The sequence below is a fragment of the Pseudomonas guariconensis genome, from assembly GCF_024127895.1.
Taxonomy (GTDB): Bacteria; Pseudomonadota; Gammaproteobacteria; order Pseudomonadales; family Pseudomonadaceae; genus Aquipseudomonas; species Aquipseudomonas guariconensis_B.
In genome coordinates this window covers 21,188-39,122 of record NZ_JAMYBK010000026.1, presented here as the reverse complement: position 1 = coordinate 39,122, position 17,935 = coordinate 21,188, and the positions used below count along the sequence as shown (strand labels likewise).

Below are 17,935 nucleotides of genomic sequence, written 5' to 3'. Positions count from 1 at the left end.
ATATCTTTAGACAAGCCTTGAATGATGATGATTATCATCTGGATATTCGATGCATTTCCCAGGGCTCGGGTAATGCCCATTCAAGGGGCCGCGTGCGCGACCTCCGGCGCCTTGCATTGGGTGGCGCCGCCCGGTTCCAGGTACGGCATGAGGATCGGCGCCATGCCCTTGAGCACCTGCACCGGCAGGGCCGAGGTGAACTTGAACGCTTCGGCCGCGCGCCCTGGGACGAAGGCGGTGAGGGTGCCGAAGTGGTTGTCGCCGAGGAAGAACACGAAGGTGGCAGTACGGTTGAGCGAGCGCGAAGCGATCAGCCGGCCGCCGGCGCCGAAGCTTTCGATGCGGTTGTCGCCGGTGCCGGTCTTGCCGCCCATCACCAGCGAGGTGCCGTCGTGCAGCTTGAAGCTGCCGGAGATGCGCCGCGCGGTACCGGCATCGACCACCTGCGACAGGGCGCCCTTCAGGGCCCGGGCGACTTCCACCGGGAGGATCCGCTGGCCACGGTCCGGGTCGCTGATCAGCTTGGTCTCGTAGGGTGTATCGGCGGCGAAGTGCAGGGTGTCGATGCGCAGGGTAGGCAGGCGCACGCCATCGTTCTGGATGATGCCGACCAGCTCGGACAACGCCGCGGGGCGGTCGCCGGAGCTGCCGATGGCCGTGGCCAGGGACGGCACCAGGTGGTCGAACGGATAGCCCACGCGCTTCCAGCGCTGGTGGATATCCAGGAAGGCCTCGATCTCGACCATGGTGCGGATGCGGCTGTCGCGGGCCCCCTGGTGGCGGCTCTTGAACAACCAGCTGTAGACCTCCTGGCGCTCGAAGCGGCTGGCGTTGATGGTCTCGGTGAGCGAGGCGCCGGGGTTCTTCAGCAGGTAGCCGAGCAGCCATAGGTCCAGCGGGTGGACCTTGGCGATGTAGCCCTGGTCGGGCAGGTCGTACTTGCCGGGGCCATAGGCATCGTACATCTGCGACAGGCGCCCGTCGGTGAGCTTGGCCAGGGCTTGCTTGTCCTTCTGGCTATGGGCGCGGACGAAGGCGTTGAAGGTTTCCTGGCCGGCCTCGGGAAACAGGTAGCGGTGCACCGCGGCCAGGCGCTGCGGGGTGACGCGCATGCTGTCGAGGAAGGTGTCCAGGCGCTGCTGGGAGGTCTTGCGCTGGTACTTGCGCCAGAAGCGCATCAGGTAGCTGGTGCCTTCGCGATCGGCGAAGCGGGCCAGGTACTCCTGGCGGCGCGGGTCGGCATCGTCCTTGAGCAGCGGCTCGCGGTTGTAGGGCTGCTGGTAGGTGACGTAGCGGACCAGGTCGCGCATCAGGCGGATGAACGGCAGGTTGATCGACTCGCGCAGGGCCACCTTGAGGGTCGGGTTGCGGCTGTTGTCTTCCTTGCGGAAGTTGTTGAACACATGCATGCCGCCGCCGGTGAAGAAGGCTTCGCCGGTGTTGGCCGAATACTTGCGCTCCAGGGCGGCATCGAGCATGGCGTCGAGGTTCTGGTCCTTGCTGTTCTGCATCAGCCAGTCCAGCGACCAGCGGGTGATGCGGTCAAGGGCTGCCACCTCGACCTGCTTCAGCTCGGCCACCGGCTTGCCGGCGTACTTGTCGTGCAGTTCGGCGATGATTTCCAGGTAGGTGGTCAGGACCCGCAGCTTGGCCGTCGAACCGAGCTCCAGCTTGCTGCCTTCGTTGATGTCGAACGGCTGGTCGGTGCTGTCGGTCTGCACCCGTACCCGCGAGCCGTCGGCCGTACGCTCGAACAGAGTGAAGCTGTAGCGCACCTGATCGGTGGTCTTGGGCGTGAGCAGGCGCTCGCCGATCAGCCCAATCTGGGCGGCGAACTCGGGGTCGGAGAGGTTCCTCAGGTACTGGCTGACCTGCATCTGCAGGTCGGCCTGCAGGGTACTGGTGGCTGACAGGTCCAGGCGATCGAGGTCGTACAGCGGGCGATTGAGCATGGCCGCCAGGCGGTTGCGGGCCAGGCTGATGCCCTTGTTGGTGATGATCGGCACGATGGTCGGCTGGGCCACCCAGTCACGGTACACCGCCTTGCTGGCCAGTGCCGCATCGGCCAGCGCCTGGTCGATCACGCCATTGGCGCTCAACACGCGGATGTGCGCATCGGTGAGCCGCGCCAGGTCTACCCGGCCCTTGGTCAGGTAGTGGGATGGCCGGCGCTGGGCAATCATCAGCGACAGCACCTGACGCAGGGCCAGGCCGCGCTCGGCCATGCTCTGGGCATCCGTGGCGGTGGAGGCCAGGGCCCGGTTGACCTGGGCGAAGTCGGCGCCATACCAGACCCGCAACCCTTCGGCCATGCCATGCACTTCGCCATGGCCGGGCACGGCCGACAGCGGCACGCTGTTGAGGTAGTCGCGCACGATGCGTTGGCGCGCCACCGTGGTATCCGGCCCGCCCTGGTAGGCGCGTACGCTGGCGGAAATCATCTGGCGGATCTTCTCGGCGCCGGAAACGGTCAGCCCGTCGGGCGAGTGGCGGTATTTCTCCAGCTGGGTGGCCAGGGTGCTGCCGCCAGCGGACTGGCCGGGCAAGGCCAGGTACTTGGCCACCTGGCTGTACGCCGCCTTGGCGAAGCGCGGCCAGTCCACGGCTGGGTTGTTGCGTGGATCGTTCGGGTCGAGCAGTTCGCGGTTCTCGATGAACAGCAGGCTGTTGACGATCACCGGCGGGATCGAGGCGAAGTCCGGGTACAGGTGTTGTGGGTATTTGTATTGATAGAGGGTGTCGCCGCGGCAGTCGGTGATCGACAGGCCGGTCTGGATCTTCTCCACGTAGGGCGCGAACAGGCCGTGCTCGACATAGTTCATCAGCGCCGGCGAAAAACGCACCTGTTCGCTGATCAGATAGTCACGCTTGAGCAGGCGTGGCAGGAACTCGCCCAGCGAACTGTAGCCCAGGCGTTTGTCGAACGGGCCGTCGCCTGGGTAGATGATGGCATCGCTGGGGCCCGGCTCCAGGGAGTAGGTGAGGGTGCTGGCCAGGCGGCTGAACTCCCGCGACTGCAGCTTCGAAGTCTGCACTTCGTCATAGACGGCGAAGCCGATGGCGATGATCGCCAGCAGCAGGACCAGGACGATCAGCCTCCACCACAGGCGGCGTTGGCGTGGGGTCTTTGGCAATGGGGCTTCAGCCAGATGTGTTTCGGGTGCTTCCATTCTGGTTGGTTCCGATTGCCACAGTGCGCCCATAGTCTTCAATCCGGCCGGGTATTTTCGTCTTGCTTGTCTGAAGCTTAGACGTTGGCCGGATTTGGTGAAAAATTTGTAAGAAGCGTCGAAAACCGAGGTGGGAATATGCGGCTTTGGTGCTGCTTCCATTCTTCGGCAATGTTGCTATGGTAGCCGCCCCGATCCGTGGAGAGGGGCTGGAAGGGCTTGAATGCCCTCCGCGAAAGGCTTTTTGACCGAGAATTCTCGCCAAATTTCCTTGTTTATATAGTGAAAAGCCCTACCGGCGGATTCCTATACTGCTCGACCCCTTCGCCCTGCCGGCTGCCTTGCGCAGCGGTGGACGGGCTGGCCCACAAGGCTCGCCCGGCAAGACGACACCCGGCCCATCGGCAGGGTCGGCTCTGCACGAAGGTCATATCCAATAACAAAATGAGGTTGTATTGCTATGCCAGTCGGCAACCACCCTGCCCATGGTGAGACCGCCCAGGGCGGCCCACTCAAGCGAGAACTGGGCGAACGGCACATCCGTCTGATGGCGCTGGGCGCCTGTATCGGTGTCGGCCTGTTCCTCGGTTCGGCCAAGGCCATCGAAATGGCCGGCCCCGCGATCATGCTTTCCTACATCATTGGCGGCCTGGCGATCCTGGTGATCATGCGTGCCCTCGGCGAGATGGCCGTGCACAACCCGGTCGCCGGTTCCTTCAGCCGCTACGCCCAGGATTACCTCGGCCCGCTGGCGGGCTTCCTCACCGGCTGGAACTACTGGTTCCTGTGGCTGGTCACCTGCGTCGCGGAAATCACCGCCGTGGCCATCTACATGGGCATCTGGTTCCCTGACGTACCTCGCTGGATCTGGGCCCTGGCGGCCCTGGGCAGCATGGGGGCGATCAACCTGATCGCGGTCAAGGCGTTCGGCGAGTTCGAGTTCTGGTTCGCTCTGATCAAGATCGTCACCATCATCGCCATGGTCCTGGGTGGCATCGGCATCATCGCCTTCGGTTTCGGCAACGACGGCGTGGCCGTAGGCATTTCCAACCTGTGGAGCAATGGCGGCTTCATGCCCAACGGCGTGACCGGCGTGCTGATGTCGCTGCAGATGGTGATGTTCGCTTACCTGGGCGTGGAAATGATCGGCCTGACCGCCGGTGAAGCGCGCAACCCACAGAAGACCATTCCCCAGGCCATCGGCTCGGTGTTCTGGCGCATCCTGCTGTTCTATGTCGGCGCGCTGTTCGTGATCCTGTCGATCTACCCGTGGAACGAGATCGGCAGCCAGGGCAGCCCGTTCGTGATGACCTTCGAGCGCCTGGGGATCAAGACCGCTGCCGGCATCATCAACTTCGTGGTGATCACCGCCGCGCTGTCGTCCTGCAACGGCGGTATCTTCAGCACTGGGCGCATGCTCTATAGCCTGGCGCAGAATGGCCAGGCACCGTCCATCTTCGCCCGCACCTCGAACAACGGCGTACCGCGCAATGCCCTGCTGCTGTCGATCGGTGCGCTGTTGCTGGGCGTGCTGGCCAACTACCTGGTCCCGGAGAAGGTGTTCGTCTGGGTGACCTCGATCGCCACCTTCGGTGCGATCTGGACCTGGGTGATGATCCTGCTGGCCCAGCTCAAGTTCCGTGTCGGGCTTTCCACTGCCGAGCGCCAGGGCCTGAAGTACCGCATGTGGCTGTGGCCACTGAGTTCCTACCTGGCGCTGGCCTTCCTGGTGCTGGTGGTGGGGCTGATGGCGTACTTCGAGGACACCCGCGTGGCGCTGTACATCGGCCCGGCGTTCCTGGTGCTGTTGACGGTGCTGTACCACGTGTTCCGCCTGGCGCCCAAGGGCCAAGCGCAAGGAGTGGCGAGCACCGCCTCCTGACCCAGTGGGCCTGGGGCTGCAAAGCAGCCCCAGGCCACGATGAATACTTCAGGCCGCCACCTCGCTGTGCGGCTCGAAGCTGTCGGCCCGGGCCAGTTGCCACATGCGTGAGTAGAACTGGCCATTGACCTCGCCGGTGAGCAATTCACCGGGCTTGAGGAACACGTGCATCTGCGAGAACAGCTTGATCTCGGTGGCGCTGATGCGTCGCACCAGGTGCTTGGCCTCCAGCTGCGACGGATGCTCAAGGCCCGCCGCGGCGAGCATCTCGGCCAGGGCGCGCAGGGTGTTGTGGTGGAAGTTGAGCACCCGCTGGGCCTTGTCCGGGACCACCAGCGCACGCTGGCGCAAGGCATCCTGGGTCGCCACGCCGGTCGGGCACTTGTTGGTGTGGCAGCTCTGCGACTGGATGCAGCCGATGGCGAACATGAAGCCGCGTGCCGAGTTGGCCCAGTCGGCGCCGATGGCCAGCACGCTGGCGATGTCGAAGGCGCTGACGATCTTGCCGCTGGCACCGAGCTTGATCTTGTCGCGCAGGTTCAGGCCGACCAGGGTGTTGTGCACGAATAGCAGGCCCTCGCGCAGCGGCACGCCGATATGGTCGGTGAACTCCACAGGGGCCGCACCGGTGCCACCCTCCTTGCCGTCGACGACGATGAAGTCCGGCAGGATGCCGGTTTCCAGCATGGCCTTGGCGATGCCCATGAACTCCCAGGGGTGGCCCAGGCAGAACTTGAAGCCCACTGGCTTGCCGCCGGACAACTCGCGCAGGCGGGCGATGAACTGCATCATCTCGATCGGCGTGGAGAACGCGGTGTGGCGTGACGGCGAGATGCAGTCCTCGCCCATGAGGATGCCGCGGGTCTCGGCGATTTCCTTGGTCACCTTGTGCTTGGGCAGGATGCCGCCATGGCCCGGCTTGGCGCCTTGGCTCATCTTGATCTCGATCATCCGTACCTGCGGGCTGCGCGCCTGTTCGGCGAAGCGCTCGGGGTCGAAGCGCCCGTCTGGCGTGCGGCAGCCGAAGTAGCCGCTGCCCAGCTCCCAGACCAGGTCGCCGCCGTGCTCGCGGTGGTACGGGCTGATGCTGCCTTCGCCGGTGTCATGGGCGAAATTGCCAAGCTTGGCCCCCTGGTTCAAGGCACGGATGGCATTGGCGCTGAGCGAGCCGAAGCTCATGGCCGAGATGTTGAAGATCGACGCGGAGTAGGGCTGGCTGCACTGCGGGCCGCCGACCTCCACGCGAAAGCTCGCCGGGTCGGCCAGTGGCGCCGGGCGCATGGAGTGGCCGATGAACTCGAAGCCAGACTCATAGACATCGATGAGGGTACCGAACGGTTTGTCCGAGGCTTCGTTCTTGGCCCGTGCGTAGACCAGCGAGCGCTGTGCCCGGGAGAAGGGCAGGGCGTCGCTGTCGGCTTCCAGCAGGTACTGGCGGATTTCCGGGCGGATGCCTTCGACCAGGTAGCGGATATTGCCGAGGATCGGGTAGTTGCGCCGTACCGCGTGGCGTTGCTGCAGCAGGTCGAACAGGCCGATCAGGCTGAGCACGGCGGTGGCCAGGGTGAATGGCCACAGCCACTCATGGTGGAGCAACGGCAGGCTGGCCAGGGTGAATAACACGCAGGCAGCGAAGAAGGCATAGCGACTGAGAAGTGACAGGCTCATACGGGGTCCTTGCGAATGGCTCGGTCAGGCTCAGGGCCTGGGCAAACCCCGACCATAGCCCGGTTGGGCGGCGCTTTGCCAGCGTGCAGGGGAGGAGAAAAATGAAAAATCGGGTATCGAAAATCATTCTCGATAAATTATGTTATAAAGTATCGATTCAAACCTGAGGTGATTCACCATGAAACCCGATATTCATCCCGCCTACCGTCCTGTGCTGTTCCATGACACCGCTGCCGATGTGTATTTCCTGATCGGCTCCACCGTGGAGACTGACCGTACCCAGGTGCACAGTGATGGCCAGACCTATCCCTATGTGGCCCTGGATGTGTCCAGCGCCTCGCATCCGGTCTACACCGGCCAACAGCGCAAGGCTACCGTCGAAGGGCGGGTGGCTGGGTTCAACAAGCGCTTCGCCGGGTTTGCCGGCAAGGTCAGGTGATACGGTTGCGCTGCTTCATTCGCAGTTAAGGGACCTGGTTGCCATTTGGGGCGCGAAGCGGCCCCAAATGACTGTGGCCATCCACCTCGCCAAGCCGCATCAGCCCGAATACACGTCCCGCAGCAATTTCTGCCGCCAAACCTCCTGCTCCGCCCCCGGCGCCTCGACGAGAAACCGATACTGCCCGGCAACCCGCGTCGCCACTGCCACTCCGTCCCGGTACAGCAGGCGATTGCCGCCCACCGCCGGCACCTTCGCCCCCGGCAGCAAGGTTCCTAGCAGGTTCAACGGGTCGCACGCACTGACCATCACCAAGGCGCCGTCCATGCCCCGGCGCCTGACCTGGCGCAACAGCCCGACCGCCTCCGGCAGGGCGAACTGCTCGCCGGCCAGCCCGGCGATGAAGCGCCCACCGCGAATCTCCCCTCGCGCCTCCAGTCGATGATAGCAGCGCAGCAGGTCGCGCCAGGGCGGCAGCACATCGCTTTCCCGTTCCAGCAGGCGCCAACAGATCACCCCGTAGCGCCGCAGCAAGGTACGGGCGATGTGTTCCAGGCGCTGCTCGGTGTCCGCAGTGCCGCCCCCACGCCGGAGCAGCGCCCAGCGTCCGGCATGGGCCATGCTGCTGGACAGCGGCGGATGGCCACGGCGGCTGTTGCGCGACGTGCGCTTCGCCGCCGGCAGGATCAGGCTGCGCAGGCCGCTGAAACTGTCGGCCCCGACCAACCCCGAACCCACCAGCTCCTGCAGCGCCGTTTCCAGTTCGCTGGGCAGCAGATGGGCCTCGTGGGCCAGTTCGTCGAAGAACAGCGCACCCTGCTCCCGAAGAGCCTGGTGCACCCGTTGCGCACGCGGCGCCAATTGCTCGGGGTCGGGGGTGTTGGCCAGGCTGCGCCACAGCCCGAGGTGTTCGCGGGGCAGCAGCACCAGGGGCGTGCTGGACAGCGTACTGGTGGACACCGTGGCGGCCAGCCGGCTCCAGGCCCATTGACCGCTGCGGCAGGCATCGTCCAGCCAGTGCCGGCTGTAGTCCTCGATCCGCGCCGGCAGCAGCTCCGCCTCCCAGGCCCCCGCGGCGCTGGGGAAACCCTGCAACTGGCCGAGCGCCTCGGCCACCGCCTGCGGGCCGCGCAGCCGCGTCCCGGTGGCCAGGTGCTGCCAGTCGAACAGAAAGCGCATGAAGTCCTGCAGGCTGACCGGTTCGATCTCCCGGCGCAGGCGTTTGATCGTGTAGCGGTGGATGCGCGCCAGCAGGTGCCTTTCGCACCATTGCTGCACTTGCTGGCCGGGGCTGAAGTGACCACGCAGCACATAGCCTTCGCCCTCCAGGCGAGCCAGCGCCTGCTCGATGTCCGGGCTCGGCTGGCCCAGGGGCGCGGCGATCTGCGTCACCGTCAACGGGCCGAAAGCGCTGAGCCGGGCACGCAGCAGTTCGGTCAGCGCGGTATCGGCGTCGATCGGTTGGTCGAAGCCGGGCAGCAGCCCCAGGGGTGGTTCGAGACGGCCCAGGGGATACAGGGCCGTCAGCAGGTCGAGGCGTTCGCGGGCCAGCCACAGGGCCTGCCCTGCATCCTGCAGCAGGCAGGCGCGACCGGCCTTCGCCAATTGATCGAGCAAGCTCTCCCAGCCAGCATTGGCCTGTGCTTCCGCCCGGCTGATCGCACCCAGGCTCATCAGCGCTTCGTGCATCTCATCGGTGCTGGCCGGTTGCGGCCAGGCTTCGTCCCTTACGGCGGCGATGGCCTCGGGATCCAGCGCGCCCAGGTCGTCGCTGCTGCTTGTCTCGTTCCAGCGTCGGTTGAGCACGGCCTGGGTGCGGCGCTCCTCCAGCGGGGCGTCGTCGAGGAAGGTATACGGCCGTGCATTGAGGATGGCCGAGGCCAGTGGCGAAGGGGCGGGCAGGTCGCGGCTGAGCAGGCGCACCTCGCCGTTTTCCATGCGCCGCAGCAGGGCCAGCCAGCCTTCGCAATCCATGGCGTCGTGCAGGCAGTCGTCGAGGGTCTGCGCCACCAACGGATGGTCGGGGATCTGCCGCTCGCCGACGATGTTCTCGAGGCAAGCGATCTGGTCGGGGAACACCGCGGCGACCAGGTCCTCGCTTTTCATTCGTTGGATCTGCGGCGCCACTTTGCGTCCGCCGACATAGCGCGGCAAGGCCAGGGCCACGGCTGCGTTCCAGCGCCAGCGCACCCCGAACAGCGGGGCGTCGAGCAGGGCCTGGACCAGGATCGGCTCGGCGCTGCGGCTCGCCAGGTAGCGCCAGACCTCGTCCAGCTCGAAGCTGTGGCTGGTGGACAGCGACAGCACGATGGCGTCCTCGCTGGCCGCGGCCTGCAGTTCGAAATTGAAGGTCCGGCAAAAACGCTTGCGCAGGGCCAGCCCCCAGGCACGATTGATACGGCTGCCATAGGGCGAGTGGATGACCAGCTGGGTGCCGCCGGACTCATCGAAGAAGCGCTCCATCACCAGGGTCTGCTGGGAGGGCAGGGCACCGAGGACCTGGCGGGTACGGCCCAGGTAGTCGAGCAACTGGCTGGCGCTGTCCGGGGCCAGTGCGTAGTTTTCCTGCAGCCATGCCAGCACCGTGGCGATGTCGCCGGCGCTGCGCTGCAACTGTTCATCGAGCCGTGCCTGCAGGCGGGCGAGCGCGGCGGACAGCTCGTCACTGCGCCCGGGAGCTTCGCCCAGCCAGAACGGGATGGTCGGCGGCAGGCCATGGGCGTCCTCGACCCGTACCCGCCCGGGTTCGACCCGCAGGATGCGGTAGGAGGCATTGCCCAGCTGAAAGATGTCACCGGCGATGCTCTCGACCGCGAAGTCTTCGTTGACGCTGCCGATGTTCAGCGCCTGCGGCTCGAGCAGCACGGCATAGTCGGCGGTCTCGGGGATGGTGCCGCCGCAGGTCAACGCGGTCAGTTGGCTACCCCGGCGCCCGCGCAGGGAACCGCTGACGGCATCGCGGTGCAGGTAGGCGCTGCGCACGCCCTGGCGGCCATTGAAGCCTTCGGCGAGCATGCGCAGCACGGCCTGGTAGTGTGCTTCGTCCAACTGCGCGTAGGGCGTGGCCTGGCGCAGGCAGTGGTACAGCGCCTGCTCCGGCCAGGGCTGGTTGCTCACCTCGGCGACGATCTGCTGGGCGAGCACGTCCAGCGGGGCCCGGGGGACATGCAGCTCGTCCAGTTCACCACGGCGCACGCAGTCGAGCAGGGCCACGCATTCGATGAGGTCGTCCCGCGAGGTCGGAAACAGCCGTCCCTTGGGCACGCCGTCGATCTGGTGCCCGGAGCGGCCGACGCGTTGCAGGAAGGCCGCGATCGAGCCGGGCGAGGCGATCTGGCACACCAGTTCGACGTCACCGATGTCGATACCCAGTTCCAGCGAGGCGGTGGCCACCAGGACCTGCAGCTCACCACCCTTGAGGCGTTGTTCGGCGGCCAGGCGATATTCCTTGGCCAGGCTGCCGTGGTGCGCCGCCACCGCCTGCGTGCCCAGGCGCTCGCCCAGGTGACGGGTCAGGCGTTCGGCCAGGCGCCGGGTGTTGACGAACACCAGCGTGGTGCGGTGCTCGCGGGCCAGGGCGGCGATGCGGTCGTAGACCAGGTCCCAGACATCCGTGGCCATGACCGCGCCCAAGGGTACGGGCGGGACTTCGATGGCCAGGTCGCGGCGGCGGGCGTGGCCGATGTCGACGATGGCGCAGGGGCGCTCGTGCCCCACCAGGAAGTGTGCGACGCGCTCCACCGGTCGTTGCGTGGCAGACAGCCCGATACGCCGCAAGGGCCTGGCGCACAGCGCCTGCAGGCGTTCCAGGGTCAACGCCAGGTGGCAGCCGCGCTTGTTGCCGGCCAGAGCATGGATCTCGTCGACGATCACCGTGTGCACGTTGGCCAGGCCTTCGCGCCCGGACGCCGAGCCGAGCAGTACATAGAGCGACTCGGGGGTGGTCACCAGGATGTGCGGCGCCAGCTTGCGCATGGCGGCACGCTCCTTCTGCGGGGTGTCGCCGGTGCGCAGCGCGGTGGTGATGCGCGGCGCTTCGAGGCCCTGGGCTTGCAGGGCCTGGCTGATGCCTTCGAGGGGAGCCTGCAGGTTCAGGCGGATATCGTTGGACAGCGCCTTGAGCGGCGAAACGTACACCACCTGGGTTTGGGCGGGCAGGGGGCCGGCGTGCGCCAGGCCCTGGCGGAACAGTTCGTCGAGGACGGCGAGGAAGGCGCTCAGGGTCTTGCCCGAGCCGGTCGGCGCGGCGAGCAGCATCGATTGGCCGGCATGGATCAGCGGCCAGGCGCGGGCCTGGGCGTCGGTCACGGTGGCGAACTGCTGGCCGAACCAGGCGCCGACGGCGGGGTGGAACAGTTCGAGCACCGGGTGGTGCTGGGCGGGGAGGTTCATGTGTCGTTTATGGCGGGCCTGGGACAGGTTGGCAAGGGGCCGTTCGTCCGCTGACAGGGCTGCAACGCAGCCCCGATGTCGCTTGACTGGGCCTTGCCCGCGAAGCGGATGGCACGAGGCTTGTCAGCCAGGCCACCCCATGTGATCCTTCCGCGCCTTCAGCCCGCCCAAGAGCCCAGCCCATGAGCAAGATCATTCGCATCGCCGCCGCCCTGCTGATCGACCCCCAGGGGCGTACCTTGCTGGTGCGCAAGCGTGGCACACAGGCCTTCATGCAGCCGGGTGGCAAGATCGATGCCGAGGAGTCGCCCGCAGCGGCCCTGGTGCGCGAGCTGCATGAAGAACTGGGGTTGCGGATCGACCCGCAGCAGGCCGTCTACCTGGGCAGCTTCAGCGCCCCGGCGGCCAACGAGCCGGGTTTCGAGGTGCAGGCCGAGCTGTTCCGGGTCGACAGTGCCGAGGCTGTGGCCCCGGCGGCGGAGATCGAGGAGGCGGTGTGGCTGGCCGCCGACGAAGTGCCGGCCCAGCCCCTGGCGCCGCTGACCCGTGACCTGATCCTGCCGCTCTACCGCAAGGCCCTCAACGCACCGCGCTGACCCCGTCGAGGGTGGCGAAGGACGTATCCTTGGCCGTCAGCAGGAAGTCGCGCATGTACGGCGCATCGAGCATGTCGGTACGTACTGCCGCGTAGAGCGTGGCGAACAGGCCCTTCTCGCCCAGGCGCTTGCCCTTCACGTAGCCCCGTGAGCTGTATTCGTGCAGCGCCCAGTGGGGCATGCCGCACACGCCACGGCCGCTGGCCACCAGTTGCATCATCATCACCGTCAGCTCCGAGGTACGCACCGCGGCCGGCTCGATGTCGGCCGGCTCCAGGAAGCGGGTGAAGATATCCAGGCGGTCGCGCTCCACCGGATAGGTGATCAGGGTCTGGTCGGCCAGGTCCTGGGGCACGATATAGGGCTTGCTGGCCAAGGGGTGCTGGTTGGCCACGGCGAGCATGGCCTCGTAGGTGAACAGCGGTACATAGGTGATGCCGGCCAGGTCCAGCGGGTCGGAGGTCACCACCAGGTCGAGGTCGCCCCGGGCCAGGGCCGGCAACGGTGCGAAGGCGAAGCCCGAGGCCAGGTCCAGTTCCACCTCTGGCCAGGCGTCGCGGAACTGGTCGATGGTCGGCATCAGCCACTGGAAGCAGCTGTGGCACTCGATAGCCATGTGCAGGCGCCCGGCGGTGCCACCGGCCAAGCGGGCGATGTCGCGTTCGGCGCTGCGCAGCAGCGGCAGGGTGGCATCGGCCAGTTGCAGCAGGCGCAGGCCGGCGCTGGTGAAGCGGATCGGCTTGGTCTTGCGCACGAACAGCGGCAACCCCAGGCGTTCTTCCAGTTCCTTGAACTGGTGCGACAGTGCCGACTGGGTCAGGTGCAGGCGTTCGGCGGCCTCCACCAGGCTGTCGGCCTCGCGCAGGGCATGAAGGGTTTTCAGGTGGCGGATTTCCAGCACTGCAGCACTCCGGGGAAACACTTGGTAAAAAATACAGGGTGTTGAGTTTCCCTCATGTTGCAGGTGCTGTCGACTGGCAACGCCCGCTGACCGCTCGGCGCCATTCATCAAACTGTCACGCAACTGTGGCAGCGCGCCCGCATGAATTTCATCAGACTCGCGCTCTACTGGGGATTTGCATTCTGGTGTTTCTTTTCATGCGGGTTTTACTGGTTTTCTTCTTCTTGCTGTGTAGCGTGCCGGCCAGCTTCGCCGTTCAGCGCTGCGACGCCCAGGTGCCGGTGCAACGGGCCGAGCTGGGCGAACTGAGCCTGGTGTACCAGAGCGTCGGTGCACCGTCGGACCCTGCCTTGCTGCTGGTCATGGGCCTGGGCGGACAATTGATCCACTGGCCCGACGACGTGGTCGAGGCCCTGTGTCGCCAGGGCTTTCGGGTGATTCGCTACGACAATCGGGATGTCGGCCTGTCGCGCTGGAACCAACTGCCGGCCTCGGCCAACTTGACGGTCGAGCTGTTGCGCTACCGCCTGGGGCTGCCAGTGGCTGCGCCCTATACGCTGACCGACATGGCCGGGGACGGTTTGCGCCTGATGGATGCACTCGGGGTCGAGCGGTTCCATGTGCTGGGGGTGAGCATGGGCGGGATGATCGCCCAGCACCTGGCGGCCATGGCGCCCGGGCGTGTGCGCAGCCTGACCCTGGTCATGTCCAGCTCGGGCGCCGAGGGCCTGCCGGCGCCCAGCCCTGCGTTGGTGCAACTGTTGGCGCGCCGCGATGCGCCGAACCGGGCGCTGGCCATCGAGCACCAGGCCGACCTGCTGGCGGCCTTGGGCAGCCCCGAGGTCGCCGATGACCGTGCGGCCCTGCTGCACCAGGCGGCGATGGCCTACGACCGGGCCTTCAACCCGGAAGGGGTGAAGCGCCAGATCATGGCGATCCTCGCCGAGCCGAGCCGGGTGGCGCTGCTCAACCAGTTGCGCGTACCCACGCTGGTGGTGCATGGCACGGCCGACCCGCTGTTGCCGGTGATGCATGGGGTGCACCTGGCTGCGCATATCCGGGGGAGCCAGCTGCGGCTGATCCCGGGTTTGGCCCATCGCTTCCAGGAGCCGTTCAAGGCGCCGTTGCTGGGGGCGGTGCTGCCTTACCTGAAGGCGCATCGTGAAGACCTGACCCACCTTGCCAGGCTTTGACGCTGCACCGTCTCGAGGCCGGTCAGTTAAGCGGCGGGTTGTCATTTTCGGGGCTGCCGGCGATGGGGCCGGTACAGACGCGACCAGTCTCAGTGAAAGCGCATCCACAGTGTCACCAGCACGGTCGCCGCCACCAGCCAGGCCAGCGTGGCCAGGGCCAGCGAGGTCTCCAGGCGCATCCGGTCGACCAACAGGTACAGCGCCGCCAGGTAGACGAAATAGGGAATGATCGACCACATGCCGAACAGGATGGTGGTCTTCAGGTCCGCCAGCGGTCGCCCCTTGCCCACGATGTAGTGGGCGATCAGGGCAAAGGTCGGGAACAACGGCACCAGGCCTGCGATGTAGTAGTTGCGGGTCTTGGAAAGGATGGCCAGGAGCACCACCACGGCGGCACCCAGGCCGGCTTTCAGTACGAGGTCCACGTCGGTTTCCTTCGGCTCAGGCGAGGCCGTATTTCTTCACTTTGTCGAACAGCGTGGTCTTGGCCATGCCCAGCTCCTGGCTGGCTTGGCTGAGGTTGCCCCCGGTGCGTTGCAGGGCATCGCTGAGCAGGTTGCGCTCGAAGGCCTCCACCGCTTCGGCGAAGCCCAGGCCTTGGCTGGCACCGCCGCCGCTTTTCTTGAATGCCGGCAGGCCCAGCGCGTAGCGTTCGGCGACATTGCGCAGTTCGCGCACGTTGCCCGGCCAGTCGTGGGCCATCAGACGCGACAAGGTCTGGCTGTCCAGCTCCGGCATCTCGCGGTCGAAGCGCAGCGCCGATTGCTGGAGAAAGTGCTCGAACAGTTGCAGGATGTCCTCGCGGCGCTCGCGCAGCGGCGGCAGCTCGAGGGTGACCACGTTCAGGCGGTAGTACAGGTCGCTGCGGAACTGGCCGCTCTGGCCCATGGCGTCGAGGTCGGACTTGGTCGCGGCGATCACCCGGCAGTCCACCGGGATGCTCTGGTTCGAGCCCAGGCGCTCCAGGGTGCGTTCCTGCAGCACGCGCAACAGTTTGATCTGCAGGTTGAGCGGCATGCTCTCGACCTCGTCGAGGAACAGGGTACCGCCATTGGCATGCTCGATCTTGCCGATGCGCCGCTTGCCGGCACCGGTGAAGGCGTTGGCCTCGTGACCGAAGATCTCGCTCTCGAACAGGTTTTCCGGCAGGCCGCCGCAGTTGAGGGCGACGAAGGGCTGGCCCTGGCGTCGGCTGAAGTCGTGCAGGCAACGGGCGACCAGTTCCTTGCCGGTGCCGGTCTCGCCCTCGATCAGTACGTTGGCCGAGGTGTCGGCGACGTTGGCGATCAGCTCGCGCAGGTTCTGCATGGCCGGCGAGCGGCCGATGATGCGCCCTTCGAGCGTGCTCTGGCCGGCCAGCTGGCGGCGCAGCGCATGCACTTCGCGGGACAGCCCGCGTTGCTCCAGGGCCCGGCGCACCACGTCCACCAGGCGCTCCGGGGAGAAGGGTTTCTCCATGAAATCGTAGGCGCCGTTGCGCATGGCTCCGACCGCCATGTCGATATCGCCATGGCCGGTGATCAGCACCACCGGCAAGCTGCGGTCGCGGGCCTTGAGCCGGCCGAGCAGTTCCAGGCCGTCCATGCCCGGCAGGCGGATGTCGCTGACGACGATACCGGCGAAGTCGTCGCCGATGCGTTCCAGCGCCCGTTCGGCGCTGCCCACGCCTTCGCAGGCGATGTCTTCCAGGGCCAGTGCCTGTTGGCAGCCGAGCAGCACATGCGGGTCGTCTTCGACGATCAGGACGGTGAGGGGCGCTTGGTTCATAGAGGCTCAGCCAATTCGGTTGGGGGCGTGACCAGGGGCAGGGCGAGGACGAAGGCGGTGCCGCCGCTGGCGGGATGCTCGACGCCCAGGGTGCCCTTGGCGGCGGCGGCGAGGCTCGCCGACAGGGTCAGGCCCAGGCCCAGGCCGTGCTCGCCCGGTTTGGTGGTGAAGAAGGGTTCGAACAGGTGCTTGCGTGCCTCGGCATCGATGCCGTGGCCGTTGTCGCGCACCCGCAGGCGGTACTTGTCGCCCTGCGGTTCGCCTTCCAGCCACAACTGCGGCTGAGGCTGGCCGGCCATGGCGTCCAGGGCGTTGCCGATCAGGTTGACCAGGATCTGCTCCAGGCGGGTCTGGTCGATGGCCAGCCGCTGGTCGTCGAACTGGCTGTGCAACTGCAGGTGGCAGCTGGCGATGCGGTTACCCAGCACCTGCAAGGTGGCCTCCACCGCTTTGGCCAGCGAGGCCTGGCCGCTGTCGTCGCCGCGGCGGGCGAACGAGCGCAGGCTGGCGGTGATGCGGCCCATGCGGTCGATCAGGTCGTTCATGGTGCGCAGGTTGGTGCTGGCGGTCTCCAGGGCACCGCGCTCGAGAAAACGCACGGTATTGCCGGACAGGGTACGCAGGGCCGCCAGGGGCTGGTTCAATTCGTGGGCGATGCTGGTGGACATCTGCCCGATGGCCGCCAGCTTGCCGGCCTGGACCAGTTCGTCCTGGGCGTGGCGCAGGGTCTGTTCGGCATGCCGGCGCTCGCGGATCTGGCCCTTGAGCCGCTCGTTGCTGGCGCGAAGGTCCGCGGTACGCTCGGCGATCCGCCGCTCCAGCTGGCTGTTGGCCTCTTCCAAGGCCTCGCGGGCGGCCAGGCGGGTGGCGATCACCTTGCGGCGCTCGTTCCAGGCGATCGCCAGGATGGCCAGCAAGGCGAAGGCCGCGCCCACCAGGATGCCCTGCACCGTGGATTCGCGGTGCAGGTCCTGCAGCGGAGTGAGCAGGGTGAAATGCCAGGGGGTGTCGGCCAGGCGCCGGGTCTGGGTCAGGTAGGCCACCTCGTGGGGCTTGCTGCGGCCGTTCTCGCTGTTGGCCGGGAAGGTCAGCTTCTCGACGCCATCGGCCAGGGTTTCGCGAGCCAGGGGCTGCAACTCGTTCAGCGGCCACCAGTAGTACTGCAGGCTGCGCGCCAGGCGCTCCTTGATCTGCGGGGTCAGCGGGCGCACCGACTTGAGGCGGCGGGCCGGATCGCTGGAGAGGATGATGATGCCGTTCTCGTCGCTGACGAACGCCTCCAGGCGGGCGCGTTGCCAGCGCTCCTCGAGGGTGTCCAGGCGGACCTTGATCACCGCCACGCCGATGATCTTGCCATGCTCCTCCAGGCCGTGGGCCAGGTAGTAGCCGGCCTCGCCGGTGGTGCTGCCGATGCCATAGAAGCGCCCAGGCTCGCCGCGCACGGCATCCTGGAAATAGGCACGGAACGACAGGTCCTCGCCGAGGAAGGAGTCGGCATCGCGCCAGTTGCTGGTGGCCTGGACCCGGCCGTTGGTGTCGAGGACGAAGATCGCCCGGCTGCGGCTGCGGCGGTTCAGGCCCTCGAGGTATTCGTTGACCCGCTGGCGAAAACCGCTGTCAGGGTCGGTGAGCAACTGCGAGACGCTGTTTTCCAGCTCCAGCAGGCTCGGCAGGTAGGTGTACTTGCTGATCTCGCTCTCGACGGTGCGCGCGTGCAGTTCCAGCTGGCGCTCGCCATTCTCGCTCAGGGCGCGGATGCCGTTGCTCTCGCTGACCAGGTAGCCGGCCATGCCCAGGCCGACCATCAGCAGGATGATCAGGGGCGGTAGGAGCAACTGGCGGATCAAGCGGGATTTCACGGCAGGCTGGGCAGGGCGAAGGAGCGAAGGGTCGCATTTCATCACAGTGGCCTTGTCACCACCAGCAT

11 protein-coding genes are annotated in these 17,935 nt (G+C 66.5%); 4 read left to right on the top strand and 7 right to left on the bottom strand.

The window, feature by feature from the left end; all coding sequences use genetic code 11:
• Positions 1-80 precede the first annotated feature (80 nt).
• Positions 81-3,203 (bottom strand): biosynthetic peptidoglycan transglycosylase, encoded by a 3,123-nt coding sequence (locus tag NJF35_RS20915; protein WP_253091432.1) that lies wholly within the window; start codon positions 3,201-3,203, stop codon positions 81-83.
• Between the two features lie 427 nt (positions 3,204-3,630).
• Here NJF35_RS20915 and NJF35_RS20910 point away from each other — a divergent pair, with 427 nt between their 5' ends.
• Positions 3,631-5,052, top strand: coding sequence for an amino acid permease (locus NJF35_RS20910; RefSeq protein WP_225788103.1), 1,422 nt, complete (start codon positions 3,631-3,633; stop codon positions 5,050-5,052).
• 48 nt (positions 5,053-5,100) lie between these two features.
• Here the strand turns inward: NJF35_RS20910 and NJF35_RS20905 are convergent, their stop codons facing one another.
• Positions 5,101-6,720 carry an FMN-binding glutamate synthase family protein gene (locus NJF35_RS20905; RefSeq protein WP_253091431.1) on the bottom strand — a complete coding sequence of 540 codons (1,620 nt, stop codon included), beginning with the start codon at positions 6,718-6,720 and terminating at the stop codon, positions 5,101-5,103.
• Positions 6,721-6,898: 178 nt separating this feature from the next.
• On the opposite strand from NJF35_RS20905, the gene NJF35_RS20900 reads away from it, so the two are divergent.
• Positions 6,899-7,159, top strand: coding sequence for a type B 50S ribosomal protein L31 (locus NJF35_RS20900; RefSeq protein ID WP_225788105.1), 261 nt, complete (start codon positions 6,899-6,901; stop codon positions 7,157-7,159).
• A 99-nt stretch (positions 7,160-7,258) separates the two neighbouring features.
• On the opposite strand, the gene NJF35_RS20895 is transcribed toward NJF35_RS20900, so the two are convergent.
• Positions 7,259-11,551, bottom strand: a complete 4,293-nt coding sequence (locus tag NJF35_RS20895) for a DNA glycosylase AlkZ-like family protein (RefSeq protein ID WP_225788106.1) — start codon at positions 11,549-11,551, stop codon at positions 7,259-7,261.
• A 182-nt stretch (positions 11,552-11,733) separates the two neighbouring features.
• Between NJF35_RS20895 and NJF35_RS20890 the strand changes: the two genes are divergently transcribed.
• The gene (locus NJF35_RS20890) at positions 11,734-12,147 is read left to right on the top strand and encodes an NUDIX hydrolase (protein WP_225788107.1); all 414 of its coding nucleotides are present in this window, start codon (positions 11,734-11,736) and stop codon (positions 12,145-12,147) included.
• Here the strand turns inward: NJF35_RS20890 and metR are convergent.
• Positions 12,131-13,048, bottom strand: a complete 918-nt coding sequence (gene metR / locus NJF35_RS20885; protein ID WP_225788108.1) for a transcriptional regulator MetR — start codon at positions 13,046-13,048, stop codon at positions 12,131-12,133. The two genes, NJF35_RS20890 and metR, sit on opposite strands and share 17 nt — an antisense overlap.
• 197 nt (positions 13,049-13,245) lie before the next feature.
• Here metR and NJF35_RS20880 point away from each other — a divergent pair, with 197 nt between their 5' ends.
• Positions 13,246-14,241 carry an alpha/beta fold hydrolase gene (locus NJF35_RS20880; protein ID WP_225788109.1) on the top strand — a complete coding sequence of 332 codons (996 nt, stop codon included), beginning with the start codon at positions 13,246-13,248 and terminating at the stop codon, positions 14,239-14,241.
• 89 nt (positions 14,242-14,330) lie between these two features.
• Here NJF35_RS20880 and NJF35_RS20875 read toward each other — a convergent pair whose 3' ends face one another.
• The 3 genes from NJF35_RS20875 to NJF35_RS20865 are packed head-to-tail and all read right to left on the bottom strand — an operon-like array spanning position 14,331 to position 17,909.
• Entirely contained in the window at positions 14,331-14,666 is a 336-nt protein-coding gene (locus tag NJF35_RS20875) for a GlpM family protein (protein WP_225788110.1), read from the bottom strand.
• Between the two features lie 16 nt (positions 14,667-14,682).
• Complete coding sequence (locus NJF35_RS20870; protein WP_225788111.1) at positions 14,683-16,008, bottom strand: sigma-54-dependent transcriptional regulator; 1,326 nt, start codon at positions 16,006-16,008, stop codon at positions 14,683-14,685.
• On the bottom strand, positions 16,005-17,909 hold the full coding sequence (locus NJF35_RS20865) for an ATP-binding protein (protein WP_253091430.1): 1,905 nt from the start codon (positions 17,907-17,909) through the stop codon (positions 16,005-16,007). Before NJF35_RS20865 ends, NJF35_RS20870 begins: the two co-directional genes overlap by 4 nt.
• Positions 17,910-17,935 lie beyond the last annotated feature (26 nt).